Source organism: Streptomyces sp. H39-C1, from assembly GCF_027158125.1.
Lineage (GTDB): Bacteria > Actinomycetota > Actinomycetes > Streptomycetales > Streptomycetaceae > Actinacidiphila > Actinacidiphila fildesensis.
Genome location: NZ_JAPVLS010000013.1, coordinates 53,779 through 68,639, shown reverse-complemented (window position 1 = coordinate 68,639; position 14,861 = coordinate 53,779). Strand labels below are relative to the sequence as shown.

Annotated in this window: 16 protein-coding genes and 1 pseudogene; 14 read left to right on the top strand and 3 right to left on the bottom strand. The window is 69.2% G+C overall.

What is annotated here, in order from left to right; all coding sequences use genetic code 11:
• Positions 1–223: 223 nt before the first annotated feature.
• A pseudogene (locus O3W51_RS11460) lies at positions 224–406 on the top strand (aldo/keto reductase); the annotation flags it as partial.
• A gap of 44 nt (positions 407–450) precedes the next feature.
• On the opposite strand, the gene O3W51_RS11455 reads toward O3W51_RS11460, so the two are convergent.
• On the bottom strand, positions 451–1,200 hold the full coding sequence (locus O3W51_RS11455) for a zinc-binding dehydrogenase (protein WP_269285562.1): 750 nt from the start codon (positions 1,198–1,200) through the stop codon (positions 451–453).
• Between the two features lie 71 nt (positions 1,201–1,271).
• Here O3W51_RS11455 and O3W51_RS11450 point away from each other — a divergent pair, with 71 nt between their 5' ends.
• Positions 1,272–1,568 (top strand): MarR family winged helix-turn-helix transcriptional regulator, encoded by a 297-nt coding sequence (locus tag O3W51_RS11450; protein WP_232485488.1) that lies wholly within the window; start codon positions 1,272–1,274, stop codon positions 1,566–1,568.
• Between the two features lie 261 nt (positions 1,569–1,829).
• Positions 1,830–2,432, top strand: coding sequence for an RICIN domain-containing protein (locus O3W51_RS11445; RefSeq protein WP_269285559.1), 603 nt, complete (start codon positions 1,830–1,832; stop codon positions 2,430–2,432).
• 110 nt (positions 2,433–2,542) lie between these two features.
• Here O3W51_RS11445 and O3W51_RS11440 read toward each other — a convergent pair whose 3' ends face one another.
• Positions 2,543–3,697 (bottom strand): MFS transporter, encoded by a 1,155-nt coding sequence (locus tag O3W51_RS11440; protein WP_198358019.1) that lies wholly within the window; start codon positions 3,695–3,697, stop codon positions 2,543–2,545.
• 47 nt (positions 3,698–3,744) lie between these two features.
• Here O3W51_RS11440 and pdxR point away from each other — a divergent pair, with 47 nt between their 5' ends.
• Positions 3,745–5,145 (top strand): MocR-like pyridoxine biosynthesis transcription factor PdxR, encoded by a 1,401-nt coding sequence (gene pdxR, locus O3W51_RS11435; RefSeq protein ID WP_138351684.1) that lies wholly within the window; start codon positions 3,745–3,747, stop codon positions 5,143–5,145.
• A 191-nt stretch (positions 5,146–5,336) separates the two neighbouring features.
• On the opposite strand, the gene O3W51_RS11430 is transcribed toward pdxR, so the two are convergent.
• The gene (locus O3W51_RS11430; protein WP_269285556.1) at positions 5,337–5,822 is read right to left on the bottom strand and encodes a hypothetical protein; all 486 of its coding nucleotides are present in this window, start codon (positions 5,820–5,822) and stop codon (positions 5,337–5,339) included.
• A 584-nt stretch (positions 5,823–6,406) separates the two neighbouring features.
• On the opposite strand from O3W51_RS11430, the gene O3W51_RS11425 reads away from it, so the two are divergent.
• The 10 genes from O3W51_RS11425 (at position 6,407) to O3W51_RS11380 (ending at position 14,846) form a co-directional block, all read left to right on the top strand.
• Positions 6,407–7,435: a hypothetical protein gene (locus O3W51_RS11425; RefSeq protein ID WP_269285554.1), complete on the top strand. Its 1,029-nt coding sequence runs from the start codon at positions 6,407–6,409 to the stop codon at positions 7,433–7,435.
• Positions 7,436–7,442: 7 nt separating this feature from the next.
• Positions 7,443–8,432 carry a mechanosensitive ion channel family protein gene (locus O3W51_RS11420; RefSeq protein ID WP_138351681.1) on the top strand — a complete coding sequence of 330 codons (990 nt, stop codon included), beginning with the start codon at positions 7,443–7,445 and terminating at the stop codon, positions 8,430–8,432.
• Between the two features lie 308 nt (positions 8,433–8,740).
• Positions 8,741–9,313, top strand: a complete 573-nt coding sequence (locus O3W51_RS11415) for an RICIN domain-containing protein (RefSeq protein WP_138351680.1) — start codon at positions 8,741–8,743, stop codon at positions 9,311–9,313.
• Between the two features lie 139 nt (positions 9,314–9,452).
• On the top strand, positions 9,453–10,565 hold the full coding sequence (locus tag O3W51_RS11410; RefSeq protein WP_138351679.1) for an alpha/beta fold hydrolase: 1,113 nt from the start codon (positions 9,453–9,455) through the stop codon (positions 10,563–10,565).
• Positions 10,566–10,742: 177 nt separating this feature from the next.
• Entirely contained in the window at positions 10,743–11,237 is a 495-nt protein-coding gene (locus O3W51_RS11405; protein ID WP_138351678.1) for an OsmC family protein, read from the top strand.
• 43 nt (positions 11,238–11,280) lie between these two features.
• The gene (locus tag O3W51_RS11400; RefSeq protein ID WP_164292174.1) at positions 11,281–11,451 is read left to right on the top strand and encodes a hypothetical protein; all 171 of its coding nucleotides are present in this window, start codon (positions 11,281–11,283) and stop codon (positions 11,449–11,451) included.
• A 44-nt stretch (positions 11,452–11,495) separates the two neighbouring features.
• Positions 11,496–11,900, top strand: a complete 405-nt coding sequence (locus O3W51_RS11395) for a hypothetical protein (protein ID WP_138351677.1) — start codon at positions 11,496–11,498, stop codon at positions 11,898–11,900.
• A gap of 164 nt (positions 11,901–12,064) precedes the next feature.
• Positions 12,065–12,790 carry a DUF6882 domain-containing protein gene (locus O3W51_RS11390; RefSeq protein ID WP_138351676.1) on the top strand — a complete coding sequence of 242 codons (726 nt, stop codon included), beginning with the start codon at positions 12,065–12,067 and terminating at the stop codon, positions 12,788–12,790.
• A 133-nt stretch (positions 12,791–12,923) separates the two neighbouring features.
• Positions 12,924–13,766 (top strand): hypothetical protein, encoded by an 843-nt coding sequence (locus tag O3W51_RS11385; protein WP_244808934.1) that lies wholly within the window; start codon positions 12,924–12,926, stop codon positions 13,764–13,766.
• A gap of 255 nt (positions 13,767–14,021) precedes the next feature.
• Positions 14,022–14,846, top strand: a complete 825-nt coding sequence (locus O3W51_RS11380; RefSeq protein WP_138351675.1) for an alpha/beta fold hydrolase — start codon at positions 14,022–14,024, stop codon at positions 14,844–14,846.
• The last annotated feature ends 15 nt before the right edge of the window (positions 14,847–14,861 follow it).

The following is a 14,861-nucleotide window of genomic DNA, read 5'->3' as shown; positions in this document are numbered from 1 at the left end:
GCTGTGGGGAACCCTCCTGGGGTGCTCACGGTAGGGAGACGATCGGCATTCGGCCGGTGACACTTCCGAAGTTTCTGCCCGAACCGACCGGATGGCGCAGCGCCCGCGCCTTCGTGGCACCCGACTGCCGACCTCGGCAGGCAGGACGTTGCGCTTGACGACCCTGGACAGCGACCGCCGCGGCCTCACGATGGTCCGGTCATAGGGTGGCCCTGTGACGAAGATGGCGGAACAGACGGATACCGGCCGGCTCATCTATGGGTGCATGGGGCTGGGCGGCAGCTGGGGCGACGAGCCCTACACCGCGCAGGACATCGCGGTCGCGGAAGCCGCCGTGGAAGCGGCCCTGGACAGTGGCATCAACACGTTCGACCACGCGGACATCTACCGGAGCGGCAAGGCCGAAGCGGTGTTCGGCGGGGACTGCCTACCTACCGCAGGAGGGGATGGTCAGTTGGCGGGGGCGAGCACGATGCGTTGGCCGAAGGTGGTGGGGATGCTCCACGCCTGCTCGACCTGGGCGAGGGGGAGGGCGATGGGGTTGACGGCTAAGGTGCCGGAGGCGACCTCGGCGGCGAGGGAGGGCAGTTCGGCGAGGATTCCCGCGGTGGTGAGCGAGCCCTGGCCGCTCCCCATGATCTGCAGGTTCGCCGCGCGCAGTAGGTAGGAGGGCAGGGTGATGTCCGCTCCGGCCATGGAGCCGATCTGGATCCAGGCCAGTGGCTTGCTGCGCTCGGTGCGGGCGGTGAGCAACGCGGGCAGGGCATGTTCGGCGGCCGGACCCCATAGATAGTCGATGACGACGTCCGCGTCGCCGTCGGCCCGGCCGAGGCGGTCGGCGACCTGCTGAGGGTTGCCCAGCAGGGAGACGGTCTCGTCCGCGCCCAGGCCGCGCAGGAGAGCAAGGCGCTCAGGATCGCGGCCGGCGGCCACGACGTGGGTGGCGCCGAGGTGCTGGGCAATCTGGACGGCGAGCTGCCCGGCGTGGCCGGTCGCGCCCAGGACCAGGACGGTGGCACCGGGCTGGAGAGTGACGCGGCGGCGCAGTGCGACCCAGGACGACATGGCGGGGTTCATCGCGGCGGCCACCATGACCCCCAGCCACACCCCGGACCCGGCGGACGACCAGTGGTCCGGCAGGCCGCAGGACACCGTGGACGCTCTGGTCCAGCTGTCGTTCCTGGTGCAGGGTGCCCTCACGCGCATCGCGTCCGATCACGACCTCTCCCTCATTCAGGTCCGCCTCCTCGGCATCCTGCGCGACCGCCGATTTGGCATGCTCGAACTCGCCCGCCACCCTGGGCCTGGACAAGTCCTCCATGACCGGCCTGGTCACCCGCGCCGAGAAACGCGGTCTGGTCCAGCGCCTGCCCTCGCCCGACGACGGCCGCGCCGTCCTGGTCAGCCGCACCGCGCCCGGCCGGCAACTCACCGACCAGTGCACCGCCGAGATGGACCACCAACTCGCCGCGCTGACCGTGTCATTGACCGTCACCGAGCACACCCAGATCCGCACCCTGGCCGCAAAACTCCTGAACGCCGCCCCGAGCGGTGAGGCGGCTCAGTGAACGCCGACGCTCCATGGTCATCGAGGCGCGGAGGAGGAGGCCTGGGAGGTAGCTTCCGCGATTTCGACGGGTTTGGGGTCAGGCATTGTGCACCCGGGTCCGCTGAGTGGAACAGACGTCGACAGACCGCCCCTGGCGTTTGACGCTGTTACCTGTGGTCCGGCACCACCCGGGAAACGGGAGGCGGCCTGGCTGCTGGTGTTCCGCGGCACACGGCGGCGGAACGTGGTCCCGGGCTCGCCCGGGGACGGGGGAAATGACATGCGTAAGCGATTCCTGTTCGCGGTGCTGGCAGCCACGGCCGCCACCGGACTGGTGACGTCCGGTGCCGCCTCCGCCCGCACCGACACCGCCTCGGCCGGACCGCGTGTCGTCGATGTGACGTCGGTGGCGCAGATCCCGACGGCGCGGAGCGGCGTTGCCGACGCGGTGCAGCCTCACCTGGTCTTCCGGCTGACCATGACCAACAACAAGGGCGGCCAGTGCCTGGACGGGGACGCCACGCAGATCCCGGCGAACGGGGCCAGGGTGCAACTGTGGGCCTGCAACGGCCGGAGCAATCAGACCTGGCTCTGGACGCCCGCAGTCGGGCGGCCGACCGGCTTCTACACCATCCAGAACGCCGACCGTAACCAGTGCCTGGACGGGGACGTCACCCAGATCCCGGCCAACGGGGCCAGGGTGCAACTCTGGGCCTGCAACGGCTTCACCAACCAGATCTGGGCCTGGCACGGCTCCACGCTGACCAACGTCAACGGTGGTCAGTGTCTGGACGGGGACGCCACGCAGATCCCGGCGAACGGGGCCAGGGTGCAGCTGTGGGCCTGCAACGGCTTCACCAACCAGGCTTGGACAACTCACTAAGTCCGGCCGAGCCCGGCCTGACGCAACCGGATCCTGGGCCGCCGTCGGACGCGGAGCCGTCCGCCTCGCCCAGGGCCCGCTGGCATCGCCGTGTCAGTGATCGCCCAGGCTCATCGACGGTCCTGGCACGCGGGCCACAAAGCGAGCAGCATCAACGCGGCGGTCAGGGCGAACGCCGCCGGGTACCCGGTGTGTGCGGCGATCGCGCCGTAGCCGACGGCGCCGACTCCCATCCCGGCGTCGTAGGCGAAGTTCCACAGCGCGCTCACGGTGCCGTAGCCGGACTCGGGCACCCGTGCGTACATCAACGTGAGCGTGGCGTTCTGCGCGATGCCGAACCCGATACCGAACAGCGTCACTCCGGCCAGCACCGCCACCGCGCTGCCGGTCAGCGCAGTGACGAGCAGTCCGACCGCCGAGAGGAGCAGACCTGGCAGGACCAGCCCGGCGGCCCCGCGACGGTCCCCGATCCGTCCGGCGAACCACCGCGCCACCGTGGCTGCGGCCGGCTGGATGAACAGCACCGCAGTGACCAGTCCGGACATCGACGTCGGTACGGCCAGCGGCAGGAAGGTGACGATGATGCCGGCCCCCAGCGCGGTCGTCGCGAACACGACGGCGGGCCGTGCCAGGGCGCTTGTGCGCAGGCCCGCGACCACTCCGACCGCATGGTCGGCAGAGGGCTGTCGTCCTGGCACCCCCGGCACCACCACGGCGGAGGCGAGCGCCACCAGTCCGCCGGCCACGCAGACCGGGGTGAAACCGACGCTGTCGGCCAGCCAGACACCCAGCGGCAGGGCCACCAGTGATGGCACCCCCGACACGATCCCGGCCAGCGCCAGCCCTTCGCCGCGGCGCTCGGCCGGGATCAGGGCCGCGGTCAGCGCGCCACCTGCGACCACCGTCAGCGCGAAGCCCAGCCCGCGCACGAAGCAGACCGCCACGATCCAGCCGAAGCTGTCGGAGGCGGTCAATACCAGCGCAGGCGCGCCCAGCAGCACCAGCCCCAGCATCAATGCCACCCGGTAGCCGAACCGCGCGACGAGACGCGGAGTGGCTAGTTCACCGCAGACGGTGGCCAGCATCAGCGCCCCGGTAGCGAGGCCCGCGTCGCCGCCGGACGCCTGGGCGTAGAGCGGGACGACGGACAGCAGCAGGAAGAAGCTCGCCGACGCACCGATCATGGTCACGAAGCGCAGCAGCAGCGGCCGGGTCACCAGCGGTGGCCGGGCGGCGGGGGTCCGTACGGGTGTGGTGGTGGTCATGCCGTCAACGCTAGGATCCCACCGGATCGCCGGTAAGCTCCATTTCCATGCCGCTGGAGTGGTCCGGTTTGTCGCCGGAACTGTTGCTCATCGTCGACCGGGAAAGCGCTGAGGGCCTGCGCTCCCAACTGGAGCGTCAGATCAGGGACGCCATTCGCACCGGGCGCCTGAGCGTCGGTGAGCGCCTGCCGTCCTCCCGGGAGCTCTCTGCCCGGTTGGGCCTGTCCCGCGGCCTGGTCCAGGACTGCTATGCCCAGCTCCAGGCCGAGGGCTACCTCGTGACCCGCGTCGGCGCGGCCACCACCGTCGCGGCCGGCGCCTGCCCAACGCCCGTCCCCAGGCCGCCGCAGCCCGCTGCACCCCGGTTGCTCGCCGACTTCCGCTCCGGCGTTCCGGACCTGTCGTCCTTCCCCCTGAGCGACTGGCTGTGGGCGGTGCGCGAGGCGGGCCGTGCGATGCCCACCGACGCCCTGGACTACGGTGACCCGCGCGGCCCCTCACAGCCGCGCGAGGTGCTGGCCGGATATCTGCGTCGGGTCCGCGCCGCGGCTGCGGAACCTGAGCACATGGTGATCTGCTCCGGCTACGCCCAAGGGTTCGCCCTCGCCCTGCGCACCCTGGCCGCCACCGGCCTGCACACCCTGGCCTACGAGGACCCGGGCTCGCCCGCGCTGACCTCCGCCGCCGCGTCGCACGCGGGCCTGACCTCCGTGCCCGTACCCGTCGACGAGTACGGCATCGATGTCCGGGCGCTCGAAGCGACCGGCGCCCGCGCGGTACTGGTCACACCCGCTCACCAGTGGCCGACCGGCGTCGTCATGGCCGCCGAGCGGCGCCTGGCCCTGATCGACTGGGCCGAACGGCACAACGCCTTCGTCATCGAGGACGACTACGACGCCGAATTCCGCTACGACCGCGAGCCGGTGGGCGCGCTCCAGGGCCTGGCCGCGGACCGGGTCATCTCCATCGGCACCGTCAGCAAGTCCCTCGCGCCCGCCATGCGCATCGGCTGGGTGCTGTGCCCGCCCGCGCTGACCGCAGGCATCGCGGCGAACAAGCAGCTCGCCGACCGGGGTTCCCCCGCCCTGGACCAATTCGCCCTGGCCCGACTCGTGGAGTCCGGGCGCTACGACCGGCACCTGCGCCGCATGCGGGGCACGTACGCGGCCCGCCGTGCGGCGCTGGTGACCGCGCTCGCCGAGCACGCGCCCGGCGCACAACTGACCGGACTCGCAGCCGGCTTCCACGCCGTCCTCCACCTCGGTACCGGCGGCGATGAGGAGATCCTCATCGCCGCGGCCCGGACCCGCCGGGTGGGCCTGTACGGCATGAGCGCCCACCATGCCTCACCGACGACTTCGCCACCCCGACTCGTCCTGGGCTTCGGCAACGTCAACGAGCGGGCCATCACGGAAGGGATCGCCGCCGTCGGCGACCTGCTGCCCTGACCACTGGCGGGGACTGGAAGCGGGGCGTCAGCCACCGCGCCAGTCCCCGACCCTACTGAAGTACGGCACCTGAAAGCCGACTGCGGTCCGTGAGGAGTTGACCGCCCGCCTGGACCGTCATGGCCCGGACCAGGACCGGGGCGGCCACGTACCTGTCCTTGGTGGCCGCCCCCAGCGGTCACCAGGGCGGATCAGTAGCAGTTGCGGATCGAATAGACCGGAGACCAGTCGTAGCCGGCGGGAGTGGCGCTGATGGGAGCGCTCGCCAGCAGGTTGCCGCTCTGGCCGTAGAACGTTGCGGTGGCACGGCTACCGGTCTGCTGGTTCCAGTAGGACCCGTGGCCGTCCCAGCTCGACACCGAGTAGGTGGCGCACGGGTCGAAACGGAACACCTCCCAGCTTCCTGTCGAGTAGTCCCACACCGCGGTGCAGAAGTTTCCGCTCGAGCACGGGACGCCGGTGGTGCCTGCCGGATAGTGCTGGGACGGAGCGTACGGCGACACCGACGGCGAGGCTGCCGCCACGGCCCGCGGGCCCGCGTCGAGAGGGGCGGCGGGCATGACCATGGTCCGACCGCTGCCGGAGGTCTCCGGGACCTGGGCGACGGCCGTGGTGGTGAGGCCTGTGATCAGCAGGACCGCCGTGGCGGCCGCACCGAGAAGCGAACGTATACGCATGTGATGGAACTCCTCTTGTGTATCGCTGTGTTGCCCTCAGGAGCAGCTTGGGGCGGCCGGTGGGTGGAGCGGGTGTCGCTTTGGCTCCAGTCAAAGCGTCGGCCCTGCGGAGCGCGCGGACGGAGCCCTGCCCGCGCGACAGTTGATGCCGCAATCGACCGCGTGACGTTCTCTGTGGTCGGCCTTGTCGAACTTCGGTGACCGGCCACCCTTGGGGCCAGGTCGCAGCCGCTACGGACCCGATCCAGGGGGAGTGGTGCAGCATTGCGTGGTTCGCCGAGCCGAGCTGGAGGCCCGGATGATCGTGACCTCTTCGGGGTGAGCCGCGCTGGGGATCAAGCGGCGGCGGGCGGCTGGGGCCACGCCGCGCGCGGAAGATCACGGGCAGAAGCTGAGCGCTTGCGGTCAGGTCCGCGGTCAGAAGGTGCGTGCCTGCCGGTGGGTTTGCGGCCTGTTACCCGTGTGACGGGCAGGTCCCGGGGCGGGTTGTTCGCGTCATGTCGGGAAAGGAGCCTGCGGCCCGTGCCGCACATACGTTTCACTGAAGTCCTGAGCTCGATCTGTCCCGCGGCCCGGAGTGGGGGATGACCATGACGGACGCCGCCCAGCGACGGCTGTACGAGGTCTTCGGGCAGGTGGCGCGCCCGGAGCGGATCGAGGTCTGCCCGCACTGTTCCGACGCGGACCTGGGCTGTTCCCTGCTGAAAGAACCCGTCTCCGCCATCGCGGCGGCCGACCTGGCCGGCTACGCAGCCAAGGCCATCACCACCTGGGGCGGGGCCGGAGACCTGCGCTATCTGCTGCCCCGGATGCTGGAGTGCGTGGTTGCCGGCGCCGCGGATTTCCCCGACCCCGAGATCGTCCTCGGCAAGCTCGCGCTGGCCGACTGGCACCACTGGCCTGCCGAGGAAGCCCGGGCGATCGATGACTTCCTCCACGCGTGGTGGGAGACGACCCTCGAGCAGTACCCGGCCCCTCAGCCCGTCGGCACTGTTCTGTGCAGCATTGCGGCAGCCGGAATCGATCTGGATCCCTACCTCCGGGCGTGGAGCCCACTGGACGGCGATGACTCCATCAGGCATCTGTACGACTTCCTGGCCACCGATGTCGACTGGTCACCGGATCCGCAGCTGACCAACGCCTTCTGGAACGGCGAAAGTGTGGCCTACCGTCAGGTGCTCACATGGATCGGCGGCGGCCCGGCCACGCGCGCGGTGGAGGCGGCTTTCGAGCGGGCGACCAGCGAACCCGTTCTGGAGCTGCTGGACACCATTCACGACTGGATTTCTCCCCTCGAACGCGATCGGCCCGCCGTCCCAGGGACACTCTCCGAACGAGAGACGATGGAATACTTGGCGCGGACTGGCGCCAAGTCGCGATGGGCACACAACAAGCGCTTGGCCAAGGCACGATCCGACGCGTGTGATCGCGGCAAGGAGCCCTTCGACCTCGCGGTGCTGGAGACGCTGTGCGACACCTCCCGGGAGGGCCGGATGGATGCGGTCGACGTACGTCACGAGAGGTTCGAATGGAAGTACTACACCCAATTTCCCGACGTCATGACCCTGCGGGACTTCGCCCGCAAGGTGGACGAGCTCAACAGATGGTCCTGACGCGCCGATGACCGACTGGGAGCAGCACCGGCTGGAGCTGTTGCGGGCGTTCAAGAACGGCCCGCAGGACATCGAGGCGAACCGTGCCGGCCGACTCGGCAGCGGACAGGGCCGCCGGATGCGCCGCGGGATCGTCCTGAACCTGATGCTCAGCGTCGTGCTCGTCGCGACGTTCGTGGCCATCGTCTATTTCGCCGCGTCGCGTCCGCTGCGGGCGATTCAGTGGATCCTCATCGTGCTGATCATCGCCGCCGGTCTCGCGCTGGGCGTCGTCGCCGCACGGAACCTGCTCAGGGCCGTGCGCTCCGGCGTCGTGGAATGCCTTGAGGGGCCGGTACGCGTCGCGACACGGGGCCGCTCCGGTTGGTGGATCACTGTGCAGGAGCGGTCGTTCCACATTCCGGTCGCCTTCTGGCATGTCGGCGCGGGCGTCACCTACCGCGTGTATGTCGCTGCCGGGGCCCAGCTCATCGTGGCGATGGAACCGGCGGAAGAATCCGTGGCCGGCACCGCTGTGGGCACTGCGGCGGAGCCGGATGAGGGGGAGGACCTGGTGGCGGTCGACTGCCAGACACTGCGCGCCTGGGCGCAGGGACTGTGCATGGTGGCGGCCGTGGACAGCGCGACGGTGCTGACCGCGATCGGGCTCCATGGCGAGCTGGTCGAGACGATCGGAGAGCCCGCGCTGGAGCCCGCACCGGCGGGCACGTCGCGCGTCACGGCGGGCGACTGGTACGACGGGCTGTTCGCCGTGAGGATCACGCCCGCCGCGCCCACGGTGTCCCGTCGCGATTTGGACGCCGAATTCGGCACCGGATCCGAGCTGGTGCGCATCCACTGGGACAGCGCCTACCACGTCATCTATTGGGTGACCGTGGCGGGCGCTCCGTTCAGGTGTGACATCACAGCGTCCTTCACGGGACCGCCGATTCCCGCGAATCCCGCCGTCGAGATCGCACTGCGCCGCCAACGCGTCCAACTGATCGCGTCCGAATGAGACCGGCGTGTTGGCCTGGCAGTTGGATGGTGGGTCGGCCGGGTCCGCGGCGTGTCTGTTGATCTTGTGCCTGATGACTTGTGGGGGCGGACAGCTCCGCCGCTACGTGCTCGTTCGCCGCGGCGGGGAGCCGGAACTCCGTGGTGCCCACGGCAGCTACTGCGCCTACTGCGTGTATCCCGACACCTGGCCGCCGCCGGCAGTGGCCAGGCTGGGTGCCCGCGCGGATCCCCGCGAACGGCCCGGTCCCTACCGTGAGACGCATCGCAGCTCCCAGTGAGGGCTGTACGCAGGACACAGGAGGGGACATGCGAAAGCAGAGAGCGGCCGGTCTTGTTCTGGCCGGCCTGATCGCAACCGCGGCCGGAATGGCTCCGGGGGGAGCCGCCCAGGCGGCCGGTGCGGTCAAGAGCGACGCCAGGACCCCTGGGCCGAGCAGTATCGGGGCGGCGTTCGCGCTCAAGAACAAGGTCACTGACAACTGCCTGGACGCGAGGCAGTCGAAGGAGCCCGGTTCGGTGTACCAGTGGGACTGCGACTCACACGATCCCAACCAGAACTGGCTCATGGAACAGGTGACTTCGGCGCCGGGCTGGTTCTCGCTGCGCAACCTCAACAGCAATCTATGTCTGGATCTGTATGCCGGCAACGATGACGAGGTGGTGAACGGGACGACGATCCAGCAGTATTTCTGCTACCCCGACTCCATCGGCTCCGAGCGGTGGCAGGTCATCGTCTCGCCCAACGAACCTCGCGCTGTGATCGTGGCCAATCAGGTGAAGGGCAAGTGCCTCGACACCCGCGGCAAGGGCGGGAACCGGACACAGATCGTCGTGTGGGACTGCAACGGCTCCAAGAGCCAGAAATGGACCCAGGAGTAGGACCGCAGGGCGCTGACCTCGGCCTTTTCTGACGGCCCGCCGGCCTGCCCGGCGGGCCGCTCGGCCTTGTGCGCCGGCGTAGCGGCGAGGCGGTCGACAACCTGTTCGGAGCGGCACGGGGTCGGGGTACGATTCGCCCATGCCACGCCAAGCGGGCAATCTGGGGGCGCCTCCCGGCGGCGGAGGCGGGCAGGAGATCCGGTTCTGTCGCGCGCCGGACGGGGTCCGGCTCGCCTATGCGATTCACGGGCAGGGCCCGCCGCTGGTCATCGACTCGTGCTGGCTGAGCCACTTACAGTTCGACTGGCAGAGCCCCGTCTGGCGCCACTTCCTCAAGGACCTCGGCGCGCTCTTCACCGTCATCCGGTTCGACGAACGCGGTTACGGTCTGTCCGACTGGGAGATCGAGGACTATTCGCTCGAGGCACGCGTCGCCGACCTGGAGGCCGTGGTCGAGGCGGCCGGCCTCGACCGCTTCGCCCTGGTCGGGATGTCGCAGGGTGGCCCCGTCGCGATCACGTACACCGCCGGGCGTCCCGATCGGGTGACCCGGTTGATCCTGGCCGGTACGTGGGCGTCCGCCGCGCGGACACCGGAGGACGTGGAGCTTCTCGAGACGCTCGTGAGCATGATCCGAGTGGGCTGGGCCAGGCCGGATTCCCTGTTCCGCCGGGTGTTCACCAACATGCTGATCCCCGGGGCGTCCGAGGAGCAGATGCGCTGGGTCGACGCGCTGCAGCGAATGTCCACCTCGACGGAGAACGCGGCCGCACTGTGCGCGGAGCGTCAGAAGGTCGACGTCAACGATCTGCTTCCCGCGGTCGCTGTACCCACGCTGGTTCTTCATTCGCGCGACGACGCGATGGCCGGCTTCGACGAGGCCCGGATCATCGCGTCGTCGATTCCTGGCGCAAGGTTGGTACCGCTGGAGAGCCGCAATCATATTCTGCTGGCTGACGAGCCGGCCTGGCACGTCTTCTTACAGGAGGTAGCCGCCTTCGCCGAGCCCGATCGAGAGGCTGTGCCGGCCACGGTGTCTCCGGCTCCGCTGCCCGATCTGACCGAGCGCGAGTTCGAGGTCCTCCGGCTGGCAGCGGCAGGGCTGGACAACTCCGGGATCGCCGGGTCCCTGGCGCTGAGCGTCCGTACCGTCGAACGGCACCTGTCCAACGCCTATCTCAAACTCGGCGTCAGCGGCAGGGCGGGGCGGACGGCTGCCGTCGCGGATCTGGTTCGCCGCGGCCTGGCGTGAACGCTGCAGCACGGGCAGGGCATTCGCGGGAGCTGTCCTACGTGCATACCGGCCCCCCGCCGGTGCGGGCACGGACGACGGTGCGTGCCAGCTCGGATGCCCACTGAACGGCCCAGCTCCTACCGTGCGAAGCAGAAAGCTGCCAGCTACGGGCCAGAGGGAAGGTGGATCATGTCAATGCATGTGATCGAAGCCAGCAAGGAGCGCTTTCGGGCAGAGCCGAGCGCGGCGCAGTCAACTCCGGCTGTGACGGCGTCGCTGGCCAACGGGCATGCACGCCTCTCAGCGGGGCCCTTCAACTGGGACGCCGATCTGCCACCCGCGGTCGGCGGAAGAAACCTCTCACCCAGTCCCACCGCCTACCTTCTTGGCGCGCTCGCAGGGTGCGCCGTGGTCTTCGTACACGACACGCTCGCGCCCGAGCTCGGTCTTCAGCTCGACGAGGTGAGCGCCGTTGCCCGTTGTAGCGTGGATGCGCGAGGACTGCTGGGGATGGCTGGTGCCCTCCCGGATCTGGGTGACGTCACGATCGAGATCCATGTTGTCTCACCCGAGCCTGCGGACAGGTTGCAGGGGCTCTTCGAGATCTGGCAGGAGCGCTGCCCGGTCTATCTGGCGCTCGTCAAACCAGTACCGGTACAGGCAACGTTCAGCACGGCGACGAGTGGCTGACGCCCCGTTAGTTCACCTGAGTTCTGATGAGGTTGCCTGGGCGTTGGCGAGCGGATGGCGGGATACGGAGATCCCGTACGGTTCGCACGGCATCGCCGTCGTCACCGGCCTCAACCGCGAGGGCGGGGCATCGCAGGACCGGGACGCTGTGCGGATCGCGCTGCCGCTGCTGATCCATTTCACGATCATGTGGTTCGAGACCTTCGCCCACTGACGTTCAACTCGTACGCCGTCCCTTTCAGCAGACCGATCCCCGGTGTGCCCGGCGGACTGCCGACCGATGCGCGCGGCACGGTGAAGATCTCCCACTACTCGGCGCAGCGGGACATCACCTACACCGCGGAAGGCGCGGTCGACTGCCTGGTGACCGCGCCCGGCAGCGCGAGCCTGACGGCGGTTATCACCAAGGTGAGTGCCGGAGGTCCGGACTGGGTGGGGAGGCGGTTGGGGTTGAGCGTTTATGACGGCGGCGTGGACAAGCCCGGGAAGGCATCGCGGGACCGGGTGGGTTTCTCCTGGGACGATGGGGTGAACTGGACCACTGGCGCTGTCGAGCACATGGATTCAGTGGGGTCCTGCATGGCACCTGCCGCCTTCGCCCCCGTCACGAAGGGTGGGGTCCGAGTCCGGCACGCGGATCTGCCGCTCTGGCCGGTGGGCTGAACCACGTGAACTGCCGCAGGTGCGGCCCGCCTGGCGGGTACCGGGGGTTCGGGCCCGCCGCAGGGTCGGTGAGGGGCCGGTGCTGGGTTGATGGGCCCGACCGCGGGCGCGATCGGTGGGTAGGTTGAGACGCGATGTCGTGGATTTGAGAGTGGGTGCGTTTGATGCCGATGCCGCTGAAGCCGGACGATGTGTTCAGTCGCGCGTTTGAGGACGCGGGCGCGTACTACGCCGCTGCGGCGCTTGAGCAGCAGGCGACCTATACGCGGTATCAGCCCCCCGGCGGGGCATGGTCGCTGAGCTACGACACGAGCATGCTGCGGATCGGCGAGGTGACCGTGCACCAGTCGCCGCTGGGCTCCTTGGGCCATGACGGCAGTTGGCTGTGGGCGTGGGGCAACGAGCGCACGCATCCGCCGGGGGCGTCACGGCTGGGCCTGGCTGTGTGGTTGCGGGATTTCGGGGAGCGCAACGGCATCTACGAGTTCGTCGAACCGCGGCTCGAGCTGGCCGCGTTTGCGGACCCGTTGGCGGCGGCGGAGCGGCTGGCGACAGTCGCCCTCGGTGCGTTGCGCACGCGCGGATTCGCGAGTTGCCTGTTGGACAACGGCGCGCGGGCGTTCGTGGTCGTGGACGACGCGGATGTGCCCGAAGCCGGGTTCGACCGGCGGGTGGTGACCGGGATGTTCGATGCGGCCGTTCGGCAGTTTCCGTATGACCCGCGGCAGACTGTGACCGGGTATCTCGCACGGCACGGTTTCACGGTCCGTGAGGCCGTGGCGGACGGGTCCTTGCATGCGGAGGGGCAGGACGGAATGACCGTGGCTGTGCGGTTCACCGAGGAGGGGTTGTTGGCGGCGGTCTCGGTGGGGAGGCTGCCGGCGGGCTGAAGGGTGTGTGGTTGTCAGCGACGCACCACGACGCGCCGTGCGTCAGGACGCGTACACCCGCTGGTCCCTGATCAGCGACGCTCCAGTTGAATCAGCGCAGCGGCCGATGGTTGAGGGGGCTCATACTGTTGCCATGAGCGACAGCCTTCCGGACGACTGGTCTCCAGCAGACAACCCGTACGCGATCGTGGCGTCGGAGGCGGGCTGGCTGAAGGCCACTGTCGTCCTGACTGTCCAGCGCATGCACAGCGATGACCAGCCGACCGGCTGGTTCAGCTCTCGCCAGATCGACGCACGCACGCTGATCGTCGCGCTGCGCCAGTTGCTCGGGGTGGCGGAGCTCGAACAGATCGCCCTGAAGGGTCTCGGAATGAGTCCGGACGTCGTCGATGCCCTTGAACAGGCCCAACAGCGTTATGAGGCCGCCTTGTCCGACATCAGGCACGTCCGTGACAGGCTGACCCCCTTCGAGGACTGGGCACACCGTAAGGGCGGCGGAGCACAGGCCGCAGCCCGCAAGGTCGGCGCGCCGCGTGACGTGGCCCGCGACCTCTGGAGCTTTCGGTACGAAGCAGCAACCGACACCGTCACGACGGGGCCGTTCACCGTCCCGGTCAGCGCGGCGATACCGGCCGCCACCGAACTCTGCGTCGCGATCCACACCGCGGCACGCGCAGTCGACGTGAAGAGCGCGGCGGAGGTCCTCAGCCGGACGATCCGGGCGATCACCGGCGCGGGGATCCCCTGCGATGGTCCGAAGGGACCGGTCGTGGTCTCCCCGGACGACGACACACGGACCTACGTGTTCTTCAACCTCAGCACCATCCCGGAGATCGAGCGCGCGGAACTCGCGGCGCGGGTGCTCGCAGCGCTCGCAGGTGCCGGCCTGCAGCTCAGGCCACGGGGCTTCCCGCAGGCCCGCGACGCACAGGAGCACCTCGTCGTCGGCGAGGCCCTGCTGGTGGGGTGGGCCTGATCTGGTACTCAGCGAAGCCGGGCCAGGCTGGACCGTGCGGCAGGGAAGCCGGGTAGCCCTGTGGGACGCCGTCGAGCACAAGCTCACCGCAGCCCCTGCTCCCCGCTTGCACGGGGAGGACCTGGTCATCTCCGTGACCACTATGGGACGAGCAGCGTTCGCGGGATCCGGACCCATGGCCCAGGATCGATATGGCACCACAGTCAGATGATGTTCCGGCACCTCACCACATCGTGGAATCCGCGGAGGCGAAGCATGGGCACGGTCACGACACCTGACGGCATCGAGATCTTCTTCAAGGACTGGGGTACCGGGCAGCCCATCGTCTTCAGTCACGGTTGGCCGTTGTCAGCGGACGACTGGGACGCTCAGATGCTGTTCTTCCTGGGGCGAGGCTATCGGGTCATCGCCCATGACCGCCGTGGGCACGGACGCTCCACCCAGAGCGGTGACGGCCACGACATGGACCACTACGCCGACGACCTCGCCGCCGTGACCGCGCACCTCGATCTGCATGACGCTGTGCATGTCGGGCACTCCACCGGCGGGGGTGAGGTCGCGCACTACATCGCCCGGCACGGCGAGAGCCGGGTCGCCAAGGCGGTGCTGATCAGCGCGGTGCCCCCGCTGATGGTGCGGACCGACGCCAATCCCGGCGGACTGCCCAAGAGCGTCTTCGACGACCTGCAGGCTCAGCTGGCCGCCAACCGTTCGGAGTTCTACCGGGCGCTGCCGTCGGGGCCCTTCTACGGCTTCAACCGGCCCGGTGCGGAGCCCTCGGAGGCGATCATCGCGAATTGGTGGCGCCAGGGAATGATGGGTGGCGCGAAGGCACATTACGACGGCATCGTCGCCTTCTCCCAGACCGACTTCACCGAGGACCTGAAGAAGATCACGGTTCCGGTCCTCGTGATGCACGGCGATGACGACCAGATCGTCCCTTACGCCGACTCCGGGCCACTGTCCGCGAAGCTCGTGCAGAACGGCACCCTGAAGACGTACCCCGGATTCCCCCACGGAATGCCCACCACCCAGGCCGAGACCATCAACGCCGACCTGCTGGCCTTCCTGCAGTCCTGACCGCCGTGGCGCGGG